The sequence below is a fragment of the Ottowia sp. VDI28 genome, from assembly GCF_049532675.1.
Lineage (GTDB): Bacteria > Pseudomonadota > Gammaproteobacteria > Burkholderiales > Burkholderiaceae_C > Ottowia.
The window spans coordinates 5,028,522-5,044,485 of the sequence record NZ_CP149820.1; the positions used below are offsets into that span (position 1 = coordinate 5,028,522).

The following is a 15,964-nucleotide window of genomic DNA, read 5'->3' on the forward strand; positions in this document are numbered from 1 at the left end:
GGGTTTAACTTCAATGCTGAAGCCACTCGGCAACGGCGCGCGGGTAGATCAGATGTTCCTGCGTCAACACTCGGGCTGCCAGGGTATCTGCCGTGTCGCCGGCCAGAACCGGAACCACGGCTTGCGCCAGAATGGGACCGTGATCCAACTCCGCGGTGACCAGATGCACCGTGGTGCCCGCCACTTGGCACCCTGCCTCGATGGCTCGCTGGTGCGTGTGCAACCCGGGAAAAGCCGGGAGCAGCGAGGGATGAATGTTGATGATACGCCCCGCGTAGTGCGCGACGAATTCCGGCGTGAGAATGCGCATGAAACCGGCCAGCACCACCAAGGCGGGATCGTGCGCGTCGATCGCGGCCTGAAGTGCCGCATCGAACTCTTCGCGCCTCGCATAGGATTTGTGATCGACCACGGCCGTGGCAATGCCCGCATCGCGGGCCACCTGCAGGCCCGTGGCGCCGGGCCGGTTGCTGATCACCGCCGCGACGCGGGCTCCGATGCGCTCAGCCCAGCGCTCGCGGCCGGCAGCATGCACGATGGCTGCCATGTTGGAGCCGGTGCCAGAAATCAGGATTACGATGTTTTTCATAACGTCTCCTGGGATTATCCTTGGGAGATGACTCTCCGCTCTCTGACTCCCATTGAAGCCCGTGTGCTGGCCACCCTGATGGAAAAAGCGCGTACTGTGCCCGACACGTACCCGTTGTCCCTCAATGGCGTCGTGACGGGGTGCAACCAAAAGACCAGCCGCGAGCCGGTGATGAACGTCAGCGAGGCCGAAGCGCAGGAGGCGCTTGACGACCTGCGCCGCCTGGATCTGGTGCGCGAGGCCAGTGGCGGCCGCGTGGCCCGCTACGAGCACAACTTCCAGCGTGGCGTGGGCGTGCCCGAGCAGTCCTCGGTGCTGCTGGGCCTGCTGATGCTGCGCGGGCCGCAAACCGCGGGCGAGCTGCGCATCAATACGGAGCGCTGGTACCGGTTTGCCGACATTTCATCGGTGGAAGGTTTTCTCGAGGAGTTGCGTGAGCGCTCCGAGGAAAAAGGCGGCCCGCTGGTGGTACGCCTGCCGCGCGCGCCCGGCACGCGCGAGGACCGCTGGGCCCATTTGCTGTGCGGCCCTGTCAACGAAGCCAGCCTCGCGCACGCGGTGAGCCCACTGAGCGCGCCCGCCAGCGGCACGAACGAGCGGCTGGCCGCACTGGAGGCCGAAGTAGCCGCGCTGAAGGCCACTGTCATGCGCCTGTGCACTGAGCTGGGGGTGTCACCGGCCGGACCGGCCGGCGCGGCACCTCATGATACAAACGCAGAGTCAACGGAGATAAATTGATGGATCTCGCATTCACCCCCCAAGAGCAACAGTTTCGCGAAGACATTCGCGCCTGGGTCGCAGAGGCCCTGCCCAAAGATATTTCGGACAAGGTCCACAGCGCCCAGCGCCTCTCGCGCGACGACATGCAGCGCTGGGCCAAGATTCTGGGCAAGAAGGGTTGGCTGGGCTACGGTTGGCCCAAGCAGTTCGGCGGCCCGGGCTGGAACGCAGTGCAGAAACACCTGTTCGAGGAAGAACTGGCCATGGCCGGCGCGCCGCGCATCGTGCCTTTCGGCCCCGTGATGGTGGCCCCCGTGATCCAGGCCTTCGGCAACAAGGAGCAGCACGAGCGCTTCCTGCCCGGCATTGCCAGCGGAGAAGTGTGGTGGAGCCAGGGCTACAGCGAGCCGGGATCGGGCTCCGACCTGGCCTCCGTTCGCACCAAGGCCGAGCGCAAGGGCGACAAATACATCGTGAACGGCCAGAAAACCTGGACCACGCTGGGCCAGCATGGCGACTGGATGTTCAACCTCGTGCGCACCAGCACCGAGGGCAAGCCGCAGACAGGCATCTCCTTCCTGCTGATCGACATGAAGTCGCCCGGTTTGACCGTGCGGCCGATCAAGCTGCTCGACGGCGAGTGCGAAGTGAACGACGTGTTCTTCGACAACGTCGAAGTGCCGGTGGAAAACCTGATCGGCGAAGAAAACAAGGGCTGGACCTACGCCAAGCACCTGCTGAGCCATGAGCGGACCAACATCGCCGACGTGAACCGCGCCAAGCGCGAGCTCGAGCGCCTCAAGCGCATCGCCAAGGCCGAAGGCGTGTATGACGACCAGCGCTTCCGCGATCAGATCGCGCTGCTGGAGGTGGACGTGGTGGCCCTTGAAATGATGGTGCTGCGGGTACTGTCGGCCGAGAAGTCGGGCCGGAACTCGCTCGACATCGCGGGCCTGCTCAAGATCAAGGGCAGTGAAATCCAGCAGCGCTACACCGAGCTCATGATGCTGGCCGCAGGCCCCTACAGCCTGCCTTTCATCTATGAAGCCATGGAAGCCGGCTGGCAGGGCGATCAGGCCGCCGCGGCGGGTCTGCAGGGTTTCCCTGGCGGCGATGTGGCCAACGCGCCTTTGGCGCCGAACTACTTCAACTATCGCAAGACCACCATCTACGGCGGCTCCAACGAAGTGCAGCGCAACATCGTCGCGCAAACGGTTCTCGGCTGAAGCCGCGGCCCAACAGATCAAAGGCAGAAAAACATGGACTTCGATTTTTCCGACGACCAGCAAGCCCTGCGGGATGCCGTCGCCAAGTGGGTTGAAAAGAGCTACGACTTCGAGCGCCGCCGCAAGATCGTGGAGGCTGGCGGCTTCGACCGCGGGGTGTACGGCGAGTTGGCCGAACTGGGCCTGGCAGGCATCTACATCAGCGAAGACAACGGCGGCCTGGGCATGGGCCCCGTGGAAGCCATGGTGGTTCTTGAAGAGCTCGGGCGCGGCATCGTCTGCGAGCCACTCGCGCAGGCCTTCGTGACGAGTGCCACCATTCAGGCCTACGGTTCGCCTGAAGCCAAGCAGCAGTGGCTGCCCAAGATTGCCAGCGGCGAGGCGCTGGTGGTGCTGGCGCACCAGGAACGCAAAGCCCGCTACCGCCTCGATGTGTGCGAGGCCAAGGCCGCCAAGGCGGGCAGCGGCTACACCGTCACGGCGCTGAAGAACATCGTGCCCGCGGGCGACCAGGCCGACGCGTTCGTGGTGCCAGCCGCGCTCGACGGCAAACTGGCCTTGTTCCTGGTGGAGCGCTCCGCACAGGGTGTGAGCACACGCGGCTACCTCACGCAGGATGAAGCCCGCGCGGCCGATCTCAAGCTCGACAACGCCCCTGCCCAGCTCATCACCGCTGATGGCCTGGCGGCGCTGACCTTCGCGGTGGACATTGGCATCACCTGCGCTTGCGCAGAAGGTGTGGGTACGATGGACAAAACCGTTGCCATGACGGTCGAGTACATGAATCAGCGCAAGCAGTTCGGCGTGGTCATTGCCAGCTTCCAGGCGCTGCGCCACCGCGTGGCCGATATGAAGATGCAACTCGAACTCGCCCGCAGCATGAGCTATTACGCCAGCCTGAAGCTGGGCGAAGCGGAAGCCGACCGGCGGCAGGCGCTTTCCCGCGCCAAAGTGCAGCTGGGGCAGTCGATGCGCTTCGTCGGCCAGCAATCGGTGCAATTGCACGGCGGCATCGGAGTGACCGACGAGTATGCGGGCAGCCATTATTTCAAGAAGCTCACGCAGCTTGAAATGACCTACGGCGACACGATGCACCACCTGGGTGAAGTGTCTGCCCGCATGCAGGAAACCGCTGGGGTATTTGCCTGATTCAGGGTATCAGGGCTTTCTCAGTTGCAGGGGCGTATCACAAGGCACCCTACCCTCTCGTCATTTCTGCGAGGGCGGAAATCCGGGGAACTTGGGAAGGCTGCTACTGGATTCCCGCCTTCGCGGGAATGACGAGGGGACGTTTAGGCGCCCTCACGCACATGGGGCCGGGTTCACGGAAGAGATAAACGAACCCTCGCTATCATTGCGGCTACCCATTCGGGACTCGCTGCATGCCGACTACCACGACGCCCACCCACTCCCCTCGTCTCCTGCTGTGGCTCGTGGCCGTCGGCTTTTTCATGCAGACGCTGGATGGCACCATCGTCAATACGGCCTTGCCGGGCATGGCCCGCAGCCTGGGGGAAAGCCCGCTGCGCATGCAGTCGGTGGTGGTGGCCTACGCGCTGACCATGGCGGCGCTGATCCCGGCTTCAGGCTGGCTGGCCGACCGCTTTGGCACCCAACGCGTCTTCTTTTCAGCCATCGTCCTGTTCACCCTGGGCTCCGCGGCCTGCGCGGCGTCCACGCAGCTGGATCAACTGGTAGCGGCGCGCGTGCTGCAGGGCACCGGCGGCGCCATGTTGCTGCCGGTAGGGCGCCTGACCATCCTGCGCGCCTTTCCACGCGAAAAATTCCTGGAAGCCATGAGCTTCGTGGCCATACCGGGGCTGGTGGGCCCTTTGATCGGCCCCACACTGGGGGGCTGGATCGTCGAAGCGGTCTCCTGGCACTGGATTTTCCTGATCAACATCCCCGTCGGCGTGATCGGCGCACTGGCCACGCTGCGCTGGATGCCCAACTTGCGGGGTGACGGCCAGTCCCGCTTCGACCTTTCCGGTTACTTGCTGCTCACGGCCTCGATGTTGGCCATTTCGATCTCCATGGATGGCCTGTCCAGCCTGGGCCTGCGCCATGCCACGGTGCTCGTACTGCTGCTGGGTGGGCTGGCCGCCCTCGCGGCCTACTGGCTGCACGCGCTCAAACACCCTGCGCCGCTGTTCTCGCCGCGGCTCTTCGAAGTGCAGAGTTTCCGCGTCGGCCTGCTGGGCAATCTGTTCGCGCGCATCGGTTCGGGCGCCATGCCCTACATGATTCCGCTCACGATGCAGCTCAGCATGGGCTACAGCCCCGCGCAAGCCGGCATGCTGATGCTACCGGTGGCCCTGGCCAGCATGGCCATGAAACGCTCCACCACGCGCATCATCAAGCACTTCGGCTATCGCCGCGTATTGGCGGGCAACACCCTGGTATTGGGCCTGCTGATGGCCAGCTTCGCCCTGATGTGGCCCGGTCAACCGCTGTGGCTGCGTGTGCTTCAGATGGCGTGCTTCGGCGCCGTCAACTCGATGCAGTTCACGGCCATGAACGCCGTGACGCTGAAAGACCTGGACGTGGCGCGCGCCAGCAGCGGCAATGGCATGCTCTCCATGGTACAGATGCTCTCCATGAGCCTGGGCGTGACGGTATCCGCCGGACTGCTGGCGGTCTTCCAAGGCTGGTTCGCCACGCCGGACCCCCGCGAGGCGCTCAGCGCGTTCCGCGCCACTTTCGTCTGCATCGGCATCATCACGGCCTGGACAGCCTGGATTTTCTGGCAGTTGGGCAACGAAACCGGCAATCAGGCTACGCCCGAACATGACGCGGGAGATCCGGGGTAGGCCTAGCCGTGCAGGCGGGAATCCTTCGGTAAATGCGCCATGAGGAACTCCATCTGGTCGGCCAGGATACGCCGATTGCGCAATATGAAATCTTCCCACAAGCTGGGCACGTAAGGCGCATAGAGCAGCGGCATGCGCGCCTGCTCGGGCGTACGGTTGCTCTTGCGGTGGTTGCAGGCGCGGCAGGCGGTCACCACGTTCATCCAGATATCCCGGCCTTTCTGGCCTTGGGGAATGATGTGCTCCCGGGTGAGTTCGGTTTCGTGGAAATGGTCGCCACAATAGGCGCAGATATTGCGGTCGCGCGCGAACAGCTTGCTGTTGGTGAGGCCTGGACGCAGATCGAAGGGATTGATATTGGGCACGCCACGGGTGCCGATGATGCTGTTGACCGTGATGATCGACTGCATTCCGGTGATCGCGTTGTGGCCGCCGTGAAACACGGCCACCTGCGCACCTGCTTCCCAGCGCACCTCTTCCGCCGCATAGTGGATCACCGCCTGTTCCAGCGAAATCCATGATTGCGGCAAGCCCTGGGCCGAAAGCTTCAAAACCTTCACTAACGCCTCCTTCAAACAGCAATGAGCCACTCAACCGACAGCGTGATGAACCGGCAGCGCCTGCGTTTGGCTTGTGTTCCCGGTTCAAGTCACAATATACGCTAGTTTTAATGACACTTTCACGTCTCGGCTGCACGGGTGTTGCACAAGACGCTATCAAAAGAATATTTTCCCAATGAAGATCTACCGCGGCCTGCGCCACCCCGGCATCGCGCCGGGTTGCGCCCTCACCATCGGCAACTTCGACGGCGTGCACCGTGGTCACCAGGCCATGCTGGCGCTGCTGAGAAACGAGGCCGCGCACCGGGGCGTCCCCAGCTGCGTGATGACCTTCGAGCCGCACCCGCGGGACCACTTTGCCGCCGTGCTGCACAAGCCCGACCTGGCCCCTGCGCGCATCACCACCTTGCGCGACAAGCTGACCGAACTGGCCCGCTGCGGGGTCGATCAAGCCATCGTGCTGCCCTTCAATGCAGCCCTCGCCTCCCAAGCGCCGGAAGACTTCATCCACGAGGTGCTGCTGGAAGGCCTGGGGGTGCGCTATGTCCTGGTGGGCGATGATTTCCGCTTCGGCGCCAAGCGCGCGGGCGACTATGCCATGCTCGATGCCGCCGGCCAACGCCATGGCTTCGACGTGGCCCGCATGATGAGCTATGAGGTGCATGGCCTGCGTGTGTCCTCGTCAGCCGTCCGCGAAGCCCTGGCCGCCGGCAACCTGAAAGATGCCGCCGCCCTGCTGGGCCGCCCTTACTCCATCAGCGGACACGTCGTGCACGGGCGCAAGCTCGGCCGTGCGCTGGCCGAAACGGCGCCCGGCCGCGCGGACGGTTTTCGCACCCTGAACCTGCGCTTTTCGCGCCGCTCCCACGCCTGGAAGCCGGCCGCCAGCGGCATTTTCGTGGTGCAGGTTCATGGGCTGGCCGATCAGCCGCTGCCCGGCGTGGCCAACCTGGGTGTGAGGCCCTCGCTGGATCCGAATGACGTCAACGGCGGCCGCGTGCTGCTGGAGACGCATGTGCTGGATTGGCCCTCGCATCTGGGGCCCGAAGGGGCCTACGGTAAAATCATCCGCGTGGATCTGCTGCACAAACTGCATGATGAATTGCGCTATCACAGCCTGGCGGCCCTAACCGAAGGCATAGCGCGCGATTGCGCCGACGCACGCGCCTGGCTGGCCGCGCCTGCGGAGCGAATTTGAAGGGGCGGCGGACGCCCCTTTGCCTTGTCCGCTTCAGCGCCCCGCTCCCGATTCCATGGCCCCCTGCGCCCTCCCGGCGCAAGCGGCTGATTCGATTTTTGATTCGCTCCTATTTCCGCAAGGTTGTCGCCCCATGAGCACCGAGAACAAAACCGATTACCGCAAGACGCTCAATCTGCCTGACACCCCCTTCCCCATGCGCGGTGATCTGCCCAAGCGCGAGCCTGGCTGGATCCAGGAATGGGATGAGACAGGCCTTTACAAGCGCCTTCGCCAAGCCCGCGCCGGACGGGAAAAATTCATCCTGCACGACGGCCCGCCCTACGCCAACGGCCAGCTGCACAGTGGCCATGCCGTCAACAAGATCCTCAAGGACATGATCGTCAAGGCACGCCAGCTCAAGGGGCTGGATGCGCATTACGTGCCGGGCTGGGACTGCCACGGCCTGCCGATCGAAAACCAGATCGAAAAGCTCTATGGCCGCAATCTCTCGCGCGATGAGATGCAAGCCAAGAGCCGCGCCTATGCCACCGAGCAGATCGCCCTGCAGATGAGCGATTTCAAGCGCCAGGGTGTGCTGGGCGAATGGGACAACCCTTACAAGACCATGAACAAGCCGAACGAGGCGCGCGAACTGCGCCTGTTCAAGCGCCTGATCGAGCGCGGCTTCGTCTACCGGGGCCTGAAGCCCGTCTACTGGTGCTTCGATTGCGGCTCTGCCCTGGCCGAGGCCGAGATCGAATACCAGGACAAGAAGAGCAACACCGTCGACGTCGCCTTCGAAGCCGCCGAGCCCGCCAAGCTGGCCGCCGCCTTCGGCTTGAAGCAGCTGGACAAGCCCGCCTTCATCATCATCTGGACCACCACCGCGTGGACGATCCCGGCCAACCAGGCGCTCAACCTGGGGCCGCACATCGAGTATGCGCTGGTCGACACGCCCAAGGGCCTGCTGGTGCTGGCCAAGGCCCGCGTTGAAGACAGCCTGAAGCGCTTTGGCCTTGAAGGCCAGGTCATCGCGACCACGATGGGCGACAAGCTGGGTGGCCTGGAGTTCAAGCACCCGCTCTATGACGTCCATGAAGGCTACAAGCGCCTCTCGCCCGTCTACCTGGCCGACTACGCCACCGACTCTGACGGTACGGGTATCGTGCACTCCGCGCCCGCCTACGGTATCGAGGATTTCAACTCTTGCGTCTCGCATGGCCTGGCGCATGCCGACATCCTGAACCCCGTGCAGGGCGGCGGCAGCTATGCGGCCGATTTCCCGCTTTTTGGCGGGCTGGACATCTGGAAAGCCGTGCCGGTGATCATCAAGACACTGCAGGACGCCGGCCGTCTGCTCGCCACCAGCACCATCTCGCACAGCTACCCTCACTGCTGGCGCCACAAGTCGCCGGTCATCTACCGCGCAGCCTCCCAGTGGTTCGTGCGCATGGACGAGGGCGAGGGTGTGTTCACGAAGGACAAAGCGCCCGAGTCGCTGCGCACCACCGCGCTGCGCGCCATTGAAAGCACCGCGTTCTACCCGCCTTCAGGCAAAACCCGCCTGCGCGACATGATCGCGGGCCGGCCGGACTGGGTGATCAGCCGCCAGCGCTCCTGGGGCGTGCCAATCGCGTTCTTCCTGCACAAGGAGACCGACGAGCTGCATCCGCGCACCATGGAGATCCTCGACCAGGCCGCTGACATCATCGATCAGGGCGGCATCGAGGCCTGGAGCCGGGTGACGGCGGAAGAAATCCTGGGCGACGAAGACGCCAAGCACTACAACAAGAGCAACGACATTCTGGAAGTGTGGTTCGACTCCGGCTCAACCTTCGATCATGTGCTGTGCGGCACGCATCCGAACGAGCACCACACGAGCGGCCCCGAGGCCGATATGTACCTCGAAGGCCATGATCAGCACCGCGGTTGGTTCCACTCTTCCCTGCTGCTGGCCTCGGCTGTCCGGGGCCGGGCGCCCTACCGCAGCCTGCTCACGCACGGTTTCACCGTCGACGCGCAAGGCCGCAAGATGAGCAAATCGCTCGGCAACGGCATCAATCTGCAGGAAGCCAACAAGAAGTGGGGTGCCGAGATCCTGCGCTTGTGGGTGGCCGCGAGCGACTACTCCGGCGATATCGCTGGCGATGACAAGATCATGGCCCGCGTGATCGACGCCTATCGCCGCATCCGCAACACACTGCGCTTCCTGCTGGCCAACACCAGCGACTTCGACCCAGCCAAGGATGCCGTACCGGCTGGCCAGTTGCTGGAAATCGACCGCTGGGCGCTCTCCCGCGCCGCCGAATTCCAGAAGGACGTGCTCGCGCACTACGAGGTGTATGAATTCCACCCCGTCGTCGCCAAGCTCCAGCTCTTCTGCTCGGAAGACCTGGGCGGCTTCTACCTCGATGTCCTGAAGGACCGCCTCTACACCACCGCACCCCAGTCGCTCGCCCGCCGCAGCGCTCAAACCGCGCTATGGCAGTTGACGCAAGCCATGCTTCGCTGGATGGCCCCATTCCTCAGCTTCACCGCCGAGGAAGCTTGGAAACTGGTGGGCAAAGGCGATTCGATCTTCTTCGAGGAATACTGGTCGTTTGGCGAGCCTGATGCTGCGTTGCTGGCCAAGTGGGCGCGCATTCGCGAGATCCGCGATCTGGTCAACAAGGATATCGAGGCGCTACGCGAAAAGGGCGCCGTGGGCTCCTCCCTGCAAGCCAACGTGGTGCTCACCGCGCAGGCCGATGATCACGCGCTGCTGGCCAGCCTTGGCGAAGATCTGAAGTTCGTCTTCATCACCTCCGCCATTGAGCTGCAACAGGGCGAAACGCTCTCGGTCGCCGCCAGTGCTTCGAAAGACACCAAGTGCGAGCGCTGCTGGCACTACATGCCGGATGTTGGCCAGCATGCCGAGCACCCCACGCTCTGCGGCCGCTGTATCAGCAATTTATACGGCACGGGCGAATCCCGGTCGGTGGCTTGATGAGCCCCCCTGAGTCGCATACGCGCCCTCCCCCTGAGGGGGGACGCTTTCAGCAGCCTGGCAAAGCCAGCTCCGCGAAAGCCCGCGCATGGCTTGCTCCGCAGCCTCTCGAACGTTTACGTTTGATGGACTGTGCCATGGAGAGTGGACATGGCACGCGGTAGCAGCGGTGGAGGCCCTTCGCTGGCCGTGTGGCTGGCGCTGGCCGGGCTGGTGGTGGTGCTCGATCAGTTCACCAAGCAACTGATCCTGGGCAACTACCAACTGGGCGACAGCACCTATGTGACGAGCTTCTTCAACGTGGTGCGCGCCCACAACACGGGCGCGGCATTTTCGTTCCTGGCCGGTGCCAGCGGCTGGCAGCGATGGTTCTTCGTGGCCCTGGCCACCGCCGCCGTGCTGTTCATCATCTGGCTGCTGCGCTCGCACCCAGGGCAGAAGCTGTTCGCCTTCTGCCTGAGCATGATCATGGGCGGCGCGGTCGGCAACGTGGTCGACCGGTTGCTCCACGGTTACGTGGTGGACTTTCTGGACTTCCACTGGTCCTTCCTGAGCCCGCTCTTCTACCGTGGGCACTTTCCCGCGTTCAACGTGGCTGACATGGCGATCACGGTAGGAGCCATCGGTCTGATTCTGGACGAATTGAGACGGGTGAAGAAAAGCAGCTAGAGCCCCCATGGGAAGGCTCTGAGGGCCTCCCAGATTCAGGCCAGCTAAATCGCGCCGACCCGCGTGATTTGCGCCGATGGCGCATCACTCACTATGATGGACGCTTATTCCCTACCCAAAGGAGTATCGTCATGGCATCCATTGGAAACTCCCTGGCTGCGGCTCTCTCCAGGAACTGGTGGGTCGTGTTGTTACGCGGTGTGGTCGCGATTCTGTTTGCGGTGCTCACCTGGGCGCAACCGGGCATCACGCTGGCGGCCTTGGTGCTGGTGTTCGGCGCCTATGCAGTGATCGATGGCGTGCTCGGGGTATGGATGGCCATCAGCAACCGCAAGACCAATCCGCAATGGTGGGTACTGCTGCTGTGGGGCATTGTCAGTGTCATTGCCGGCGTGATGACCTTCGCCGTGCCCGGCATCACGGGCTTGGTGCTTCTGATGTACATCGCCGCCTGGGCAGTCGTTACCGGGGTGCTGCAAATCATGGCCGCCATTCGCCTGCGCAAGGAAATCGAAGGCGAGTGGCTGCTGGGCCTGGGCGGCCTCGCTTCAGTGGTCTTCGGCGGACTCATGATCTGGAATCCCGGCGCCGGCGCGCTGGCCGTGGCTTGGCTGATCGCGGCCTATGCCTTCATCTTCGGCGTGCTGATGGTGCTGCTGGCCTTTCGGGTGCGCAAGCTAGGTCAATAAAGTCGCCCTCATAGCCCGAGCATCAGGTTTCGCCAGCCGGTGATTCGGCGTGTCGCCAGAGCCAACGTGGCCTGGCGCTCAACCTGTTTCCCGGCTGAACGCCCGGTGCATTGCATCGGGCGTTCCTACGTGGAACTACCTGAAATGGCTGTTTCCAATCTCGAAACAGAAGGTTGCTTGGCGAGGAGCCTCAGGAAACACAAGGCCGGATACGCTGGCGAAGTGATGCTCCTGAGTATTTATTTGATTTGAACATGTTTGGAACCAGACGCCACGCCACCATTGCAGCCCGCGCGCATTGCATAGAAGACCTCAGACAGGAAGCCAGGCGTTATCTGCCGCGTGTCATGTTCGATTTTTTCGACGGCGGCGCGGAAGAAGAGCAGACGCTGTCCGCCAACCGGCAAGCTTTCAAGGAGACCTATCTCCGCCCCCGTGTCCTCAACAATGTGGAACGCGTCAACACCGAGATTGATCTGCTGGGTTTACCGGCCAGATTTCCGATCTGCATCGCGCCTACAGGCGGGGTAGGCTACGGAAGGCGCGGCGGCGACATCGCGATTGCCAAAGCCGCGGCCAGGTTTGGCATTCCCTACACGCTCTCGACATCGGCGACCGCTTCCATTGAACAGGTCGCGGAAGCCGCGCCAGGCAGGCTCTGGTTTCAAGCTTATATCCTGAAGGATCAGGCGTTTCTGCACAAGCTGATCGAAAGAGCCCGCGTCGCGGAATACGAAGCGCTGATGATCACCGTCGATCTCCCTGTGGGTGGTAAACGGGAGCGCGATCTCCGGAACGGCTTCCGAGCTCCCTTCAAACTGACCCCCCAGGTGGCCTGGGATGGCATTCAGCACCCCCGGTGGGCGGCCGTTGTGGCCATGCGCGGATTTCCGTTCACAGAGAATCTGCGAGGGCTCGACCGCGCGGCGCCGACCGCAGCGAACGCGGCTTCCGCGGTAGGCAGAAACTACGACCCCACGTTTGATTGGGATCGGCTCCGTCAGCTACGCGACCTTTGGCCCCGCAAGCTCGTGGTCAAAGGGGTCATGTGTGCTGATGATGCACAAAGATTGGCCGACATGGGGTGTGATGCGATCATCGTCTCCAATCACGGCGGCCGCCAGCTCGATGGCGCCATGGCGACGTTCCGCGCCTTTCCTGAAGTGCTTCGCGGCGCGGGCGGCCGGATTCCCGTGCTGGTGGATGGGGGTGTGCGGCGCGGCGTGGATGTGCTGAAGGCCTGCGCCGCGGGCGCGCGAGGCGTTCTGATCGGCCGCGCCACCCTGTTCGGCGCCATGGCCGCCGGGCAGGCGGGGGCCGAACGCGCGCTGGAAATTCTGACCGATGAGCTGGCGCGATCCATGCGCCTGTGCGGCGTTGCAGACGTTGCCCACGTCACGGCCGATCTGATCGGCTCCTGATGAACAACGATCTACCTTCAAAACGTGTTCAAGATCTCCTCACGGGTCCCCTGCATCCGAAAAACTGCGTCTGCCGCGTTGAAAATCCTCGCGATACCACGAGGTATCCCTGCGGTTTTCGCCTTGCATCCACAGCTTTTCGAACACAATGGCCCTCGCGATGAGATCTTGAACACGTTCTGAGAGAACCCGGCATGAAATGGATTCGCTTTACCACCGGCCCCACCACCAGCTATGGCATCGTTGAAGGCACGACGGTGCAGCCTGTCCGGGGAGACCCTTTCACAGGGTACGAACGCCTACCGCAGCGTCTGGACCTGGAAACAGTCAAGCTCGAGGTGCCCGTCATCCCCGGCACCTTCTACGCGGCGGGAATGAACTACGCCAGACACGTTGAAGAAGTCGCGCGAGCCCATGGCGTGCCGGCCCAGTTGCCGCGCCAGGCCGACATCGGATACCGCGCCAACAACGCCCTGCTCCCGCACGGCGAAAACGTGATCATTCCCGCCGATGCCGGCGACAAGATCCAGTACGAGGGCGAGCTGGTGGTGGTCATGGGGCAAAAGGCACGCAATGTCTCTGAAGCAGAAGCGCTCCAATGCGTCATGGGCTACACCATCGGCAACGATGTCAGCGAGCGGGATTGGCAGAAGTCGGACCGCACCTTCTGGCGCTGCAAGAATTCAGATACCTTCAAGCCCATGGGGCCGTGGATCGAGACGGATTTCGACATCTCGAACGCGAGGACACAGGTGCGTGTCAACGGCGCTGTTTCATACGAATTCGATACCGGCGCCATGATCTTCGGCGTATCGCATTTCATCAGCCGGATGTCTCAGTACGTGACCCTGTTTCCCGGTGATGTCATCTGGATGGGAACCGACGGGGCATCGCCTGATCTCCGGCACGGCGACACGGTGGAGATTGCCATCTCGGGTATAGGCGCACTCCGCAATCGCTTTGTGCGGGCCTCGGCATAATCAGGGCAGTGCCCACCGCATCCTCTCCAGCCCCGATGCCGTTCGTTGGATACAAGTCACAGCCTCTGCAGAGGCGGCTCTGCGGAAGTAGCGGGAAAGTGGTGTCTTCACCCCCAACCGAAATTGCGCTATGGATCGTCTGGCCTGTCTGCAAGTGTTTCTGGAAGTTGCCAACGCGGGTAGTTTTGCGCGCGCAGCCATGAAGCTGTCGGTGGCGAAAAGCACCGTCACGAAGCAGGTGGCCTGGCTGGAATCCACCATGGGTGCGCAGTTGCTCAACCGGTCGGCCAAGCAGGTCACCATGACCGAGGCGGGCCGCCGCGTGTTCGATGCCTCGAGCAATCTGCTGGAATGCTATGAGGCCATGACCTCCGAAGTGCGGGACTCGACGCGCTCCCCCAAGGGCATGATCCGGATCGGCACGCCTCCGTCATTCGGCACCTATCACCTCATCCCGGCCGTGACACGCTTCACCGAGCGCTACCCCGAGATAGAGGTCAGTGTGATGTTCGACGATGAAAGAGTCTCCAGCGTCTCCGACTCGCTCGATCTGTCGATCCGGATTCTGCCCGCGCTGGAAGACACGAGCAGCGTTGCCATGCCCCTGATGTCGAGCCCGCAGGTACTGGTGGCCTCTCCTGCTTATCTGAAGCGCCATGGACGGCCGCGCACGGTGCGGGAGCTGGAGCGCCACAATTGCCTGGTCCATACGCTCAAGTCCCAAAGCAGCATCTGGAATTTCGAGGGCGATCCGCCCCAGTCGGTGCGCGTGCGCGGATCGGTGAAATCCAACATGGGCGACGCGCTCAAGCAAGCTGCGATCCTGGGCAGCGGCATTTCCATGCACCCTATCTACATGGTGTCACGTGAAATCGAAACTGGCTTACTGGAGGTGGTTCTTCCGGAATTCGCGCCGCAGGCCAAGGCCGCGATCTATGCCCTGTACTCCACACGCAGGAACTTGCCCTCGCGTGTGCGCTGCCTGCTGGATTACCTGAAGGATTGGGCCCAAAGCCCCTCCACGCGGGCGTGGACGGGGCACAGGCCCTGAGGCCCTGAGGCCCTGAGGCCCTGAGGATCTGAGGATCTGAGGATCTGAGGATCAGGCGAGCACGATGTTCGCTTTCTGAATGAGATCCGTCAGCTTGAGCCGCTCTGCGCCGATGAGCTTCCCGAGGTCTTCGGGCGAGCCACCTCCAGGATTCAGGCCCCTGGCGTAGAAGCGCTCGCGCACGGCGGGATCGGCCATTGTCTCGGTGATGGCCTTGCTCATCTTTTCGACAATCGGGCGCGGCGTTCCAGCACGCGCCGATATGTAGTTGAAGGTGGCCATGTCATAGCCCGGCACTGTTTCCGAAACCAGTGGAATGTTGTTTGGAATGCCCGCCATGCGTTTTGCCGATGACACACCCAGCGCACGCAACTTTCCCCCTTGAATAAGCGGCAAGGAGACGGAGGAGCTGATGAAAGCCATTTGCAGCTCACCCCCGATGATGGCCGTCGTCACAGGAGGCTCGCTCGTGAACGGGATGTGCGTCAAATCGGTGCGGGTTGCCAAGCCGAACGATGCGCCTAGCAGGTGGCCGAAAGTTCCCGTACCGGAACTGCCGTAGTTGATGTTGCCCGGACTGACCTTGGCGGCATTGACCAGATCTTCGAGGCTCCGGTAAGGCAATGAAGGATTCACCACCAGGATGAATGAAGCAGACACGGCCAGGCTCACCGGAATCAGGTCTTTGAGCGGGTCGTACCGGACTGATTTCGGTGGAATGATCTGGGTGGATGGAATGCAGTAGATGAAGGTGTAGCCGTCCGCAGGCGCCAGGAGCCCCACGCTGGCCGCCACTGTTCCGGAGCCGCCGGGCTTGTTTTCGACAATGATGGGCTGCCCCAACCGCTCGGAGACCGTCTGCGCGATGATGCGGGCGGTGGAATCCGAACCGGCCCCCGGAACAGCCGGCACCATCAGGCGGATGGGCTTCGCAGGCCATGCGGCCTCTGTGGCGCTGGCCGCGCGTGAGGCCAGCAGGCCGGGAGCAGCCACCGACGCGTACAACGCGGCAGGAATGGCTTTGAGAATGGTTCTGCGCATATGGTCTCCTTGTGGTTAACGGGAAGCAGGTTCCCCAAAATG

14 protein-coding genes are annotated in these 15,964 nt (G+C 62.9%); 11 read left to right on the forward strand and 3 right to left on the reverse strand.

All coding sequences use genetic code 11. The features are described 5' to 3' along the window. Positions 1 to 10 precede the first annotated feature (10 nt). Positions 11 to 589, reverse strand: coding sequence for a phosphoribosylglycinamide formyltransferase (gene purN / locus WJU18_RS23975; RefSeq protein WP_423456157.1), 579 nt, complete (start codon positions 587 to 589; stop codon positions 11 to 13). 27 nt (positions 590 to 616) lie between these two features. Between purN and WJU18_RS23980 the strand changes: the two genes are divergently transcribed. The 4 genes from WJU18_RS23980 to mdtD all read left to right on the forward strand — a co-directional run bounded on the left by WJU18_RS23980 (position 617) and on the right by mdtD (position 5,345). After that, the gene (locus WJU18_RS23980) at positions 617 to 1,327 is read left to right on the forward strand and encodes a YceH family protein (RefSeq protein ID WP_423456159.1); all 711 of its coding nucleotides are present in this window, start codon (positions 617 to 619) and stop codon (positions 1,325 to 1,327) included. Then, a complete protein-coding gene (locus tag WJU18_RS23985) occupies positions 1,327 to 2,535 on the forward strand; it encodes an acyl-CoA dehydrogenase family protein (protein ID WP_423456160.1) in 1,209 nt (402 codons plus the stop codon). The genes WJU18_RS23980 and WJU18_RS23985 overlap by 1 nt, the downstream gene beginning before the upstream one ends. A gap of 33 nt (positions 2,536 to 2,568) precedes the next feature. After that, on the forward strand, positions 2,569 to 3,684 hold the full coding sequence (locus tag WJU18_RS23990) for an acyl-CoA dehydrogenase family protein (RefSeq protein WP_423456161.1): 1,116 nt from the start codon (positions 2,569 to 2,571) through the stop codon (positions 3,682 to 3,684). A gap of 233 nt (positions 3,685 to 3,917) precedes the next feature. After that, complete coding sequence (gene mdtD, locus WJU18_RS23995) at positions 3,918 to 5,345, forward strand: multidrug transporter subunit MdtD (RefSeq protein ID WP_423456162.1); 1,428 nt, start codon at positions 3,918 to 3,920, stop codon at positions 5,343 to 5,345. A gap of 2 nt (positions 5,346 to 5,347) precedes the next feature. Here the strand turns inward: mdtD and WJU18_RS24000 are convergent, their stop codons facing one another. Further along, the gene (locus tag WJU18_RS24000; protein WP_423456164.1) at positions 5,348 to 5,905 is read right to left on the reverse strand and encodes an HNH endonuclease; all 558 of its coding nucleotides are present in this window, start codon (positions 5,903 to 5,905) and stop codon (positions 5,348 to 5,350) included. 175 nt (positions 5,906 to 6,080) lie between these two features. On the opposite strand from WJU18_RS24000, the gene WJU18_RS24005 reads away from it, so the two are divergent. From WJU18_RS24005 to WJU18_RS24035, 7 genes are all read left to right on the forward strand, one after another. Next, positions 6,081 to 7,103: a bifunctional riboflavin kinase/FAD synthetase gene (locus WJU18_RS24005; protein WP_423456165.1), complete on the forward strand. Its 1,023-nt coding sequence runs from the start codon at positions 6,081 to 6,083 to the stop codon at positions 7,101 to 7,103. Positions 7,104 to 7,236: 133 nt separating this feature from the next. Next, a complete protein-coding gene (gene ileS / locus WJU18_RS24010; RefSeq protein ID WP_423456167.1) occupies positions 7,237 to 10,071 on the forward strand; it encodes an isoleucine--tRNA ligase in 2,835 nt (944 codons plus the stop codon). Positions 10,072 to 10,221: 150 nt separating this feature from the next. Next, the gene (gene lspA / locus WJU18_RS24015; RefSeq protein WP_423456168.1) at positions 10,222 to 10,740 is read left to right on the forward strand and encodes a signal peptidase II; all 519 of its coding nucleotides are present in this window, start codon (positions 10,222 to 10,224) and stop codon (positions 10,738 to 10,740) included. Between the two features lie 131 nt (positions 10,741 to 10,871). Then, positions 10,872 to 11,429: an HdeD family acid-resistance protein gene (locus WJU18_RS24020; RefSeq protein ID WP_423456170.1), complete on the forward strand. Its 558-nt coding sequence runs from the start codon at positions 10,872 to 10,874 to the stop codon at positions 11,427 to 11,429. A 254-nt stretch (positions 11,430 to 11,683) separates the two neighbouring features. After that, positions 11,684 to 12,850, forward strand: a complete 1,167-nt coding sequence (locus WJU18_RS24025; protein ID WP_423456171.1) for an alpha-hydroxy acid oxidase — start codon at positions 11,684 to 11,686, stop codon at positions 12,848 to 12,850. A 194-nt stretch (positions 12,851 to 13,044) separates the two neighbouring features. Continuing rightward, the gene (locus WJU18_RS24030) at positions 13,045 to 13,830 is read left to right on the forward strand and encodes a fumarylacetoacetate hydrolase family protein (protein ID WP_423456173.1); all 786 of its coding nucleotides are present in this window, start codon (positions 13,045 to 13,047) and stop codon (positions 13,828 to 13,830) included. 130 nt (positions 13,831 to 13,960) lie between these two features. Further along, positions 13,961 to 14,881, forward strand: a complete 921-nt coding sequence (locus WJU18_RS24035) for a LysR substrate-binding domain-containing protein (RefSeq protein WP_423456175.1) — start codon at positions 13,961 to 13,963, stop codon at positions 14,879 to 14,881. A 51-nt stretch (positions 14,882 to 14,932) separates the two neighbouring features. Here WJU18_RS24035 and WJU18_RS24040 read toward each other — a convergent pair whose 3' ends face one another. Beyond that, positions 14,933 to 15,922 (reverse strand): Bug family tripartite tricarboxylate transporter substrate binding protein, encoded by a 990-nt coding sequence (locus tag WJU18_RS24040; protein WP_423456177.1) that lies wholly within the window; start codon positions 15,920 to 15,922, stop codon positions 14,933 to 14,935. Positions 15,923 to 15,964 lie beyond the last annotated feature (42 nt).

Coding starts and splice junctions, on each gene's coding strand:
- WJU18_RS23985 (WP_423456160.1), top strand. CDS start 1,327: ATGGATCTCGCATTCACCCCCCAAGAGCAACAGTTTCGCGAAGACATT.
- WJU18_RS24005 (WP_423456165.1), top strand. CDS start 6,081: ATGAAGATCTACCGCGGCCTGCGCCACCCCGGCATCGCGCCGGGTTGC.
- WJU18_RS24040 (WP_423456177.1), bottom strand. CDS start 15,922: ATGCGCAGAACCATTCTCAAAGCCATTCCTGCCGCGTTGTACGCGTCG.
- WJU18_RS23990 (WP_423456161.1), top strand. CDS start 2,569: ATGGACTTCGATTTTTCCGACGACCAGCAAGCCCTGCGGGATGCCGTC.
- WJU18_RS24035 (WP_423456175.1), top strand. CDS start 13,961: ATGGATCGTCTGGCCTGTCTGCAAGTGTTTCTGGAAGTTGCCAACGCG.
- lspA (WP_423456168.1), top strand. CDS start 10,222: ATGGCACGCGGTAGCAGCGGTGGAGGCCCTTCGCTGGCCGTGTGGCTG.
- WJU18_RS24020 (WP_423456170.1), top strand. CDS start 10,872: ATGGCATCCATTGGAAACTCCCTGGCTGCGGCTCTCTCCAGGAACTGG.
- WJU18_RS23980 (WP_423456159.1), top strand. CDS start 617: ATGACTCTCCGCTCTCTGACTCCCATTGAAGCCCGTGTGCTGGCCACC.
- ileS (WP_423456167.1), top strand. CDS start 7,237: ATGAGCACCGAGAACAAAACCGATTACCGCAAGACGCTCAATCTGCCT.
- WJU18_RS24025 (WP_423456171.1), top strand. CDS start 11,684: ATGTTTGGAACCAGACGCCACGCCACCATTGCAGCCCGCGCGCATTGC.
- mdtD (WP_423456162.1), top strand. CDS start 3,918: ATGCCGACTACCACGACGCCCACCCACTCCCCTCGTCTCCTGCTGTGG.
- purN (WP_423456157.1), bottom strand. CDS start 589: ATGAAAAACATCGTAATCCTGATTTCTGGCACCGGCTCCAACATGGCA.
- WJU18_RS24030 (WP_423456173.1), top strand. CDS start 13,045: ATGAAATGGATTCGCTTTACCACCGGCCCCACCACCAGCTATGGCATC.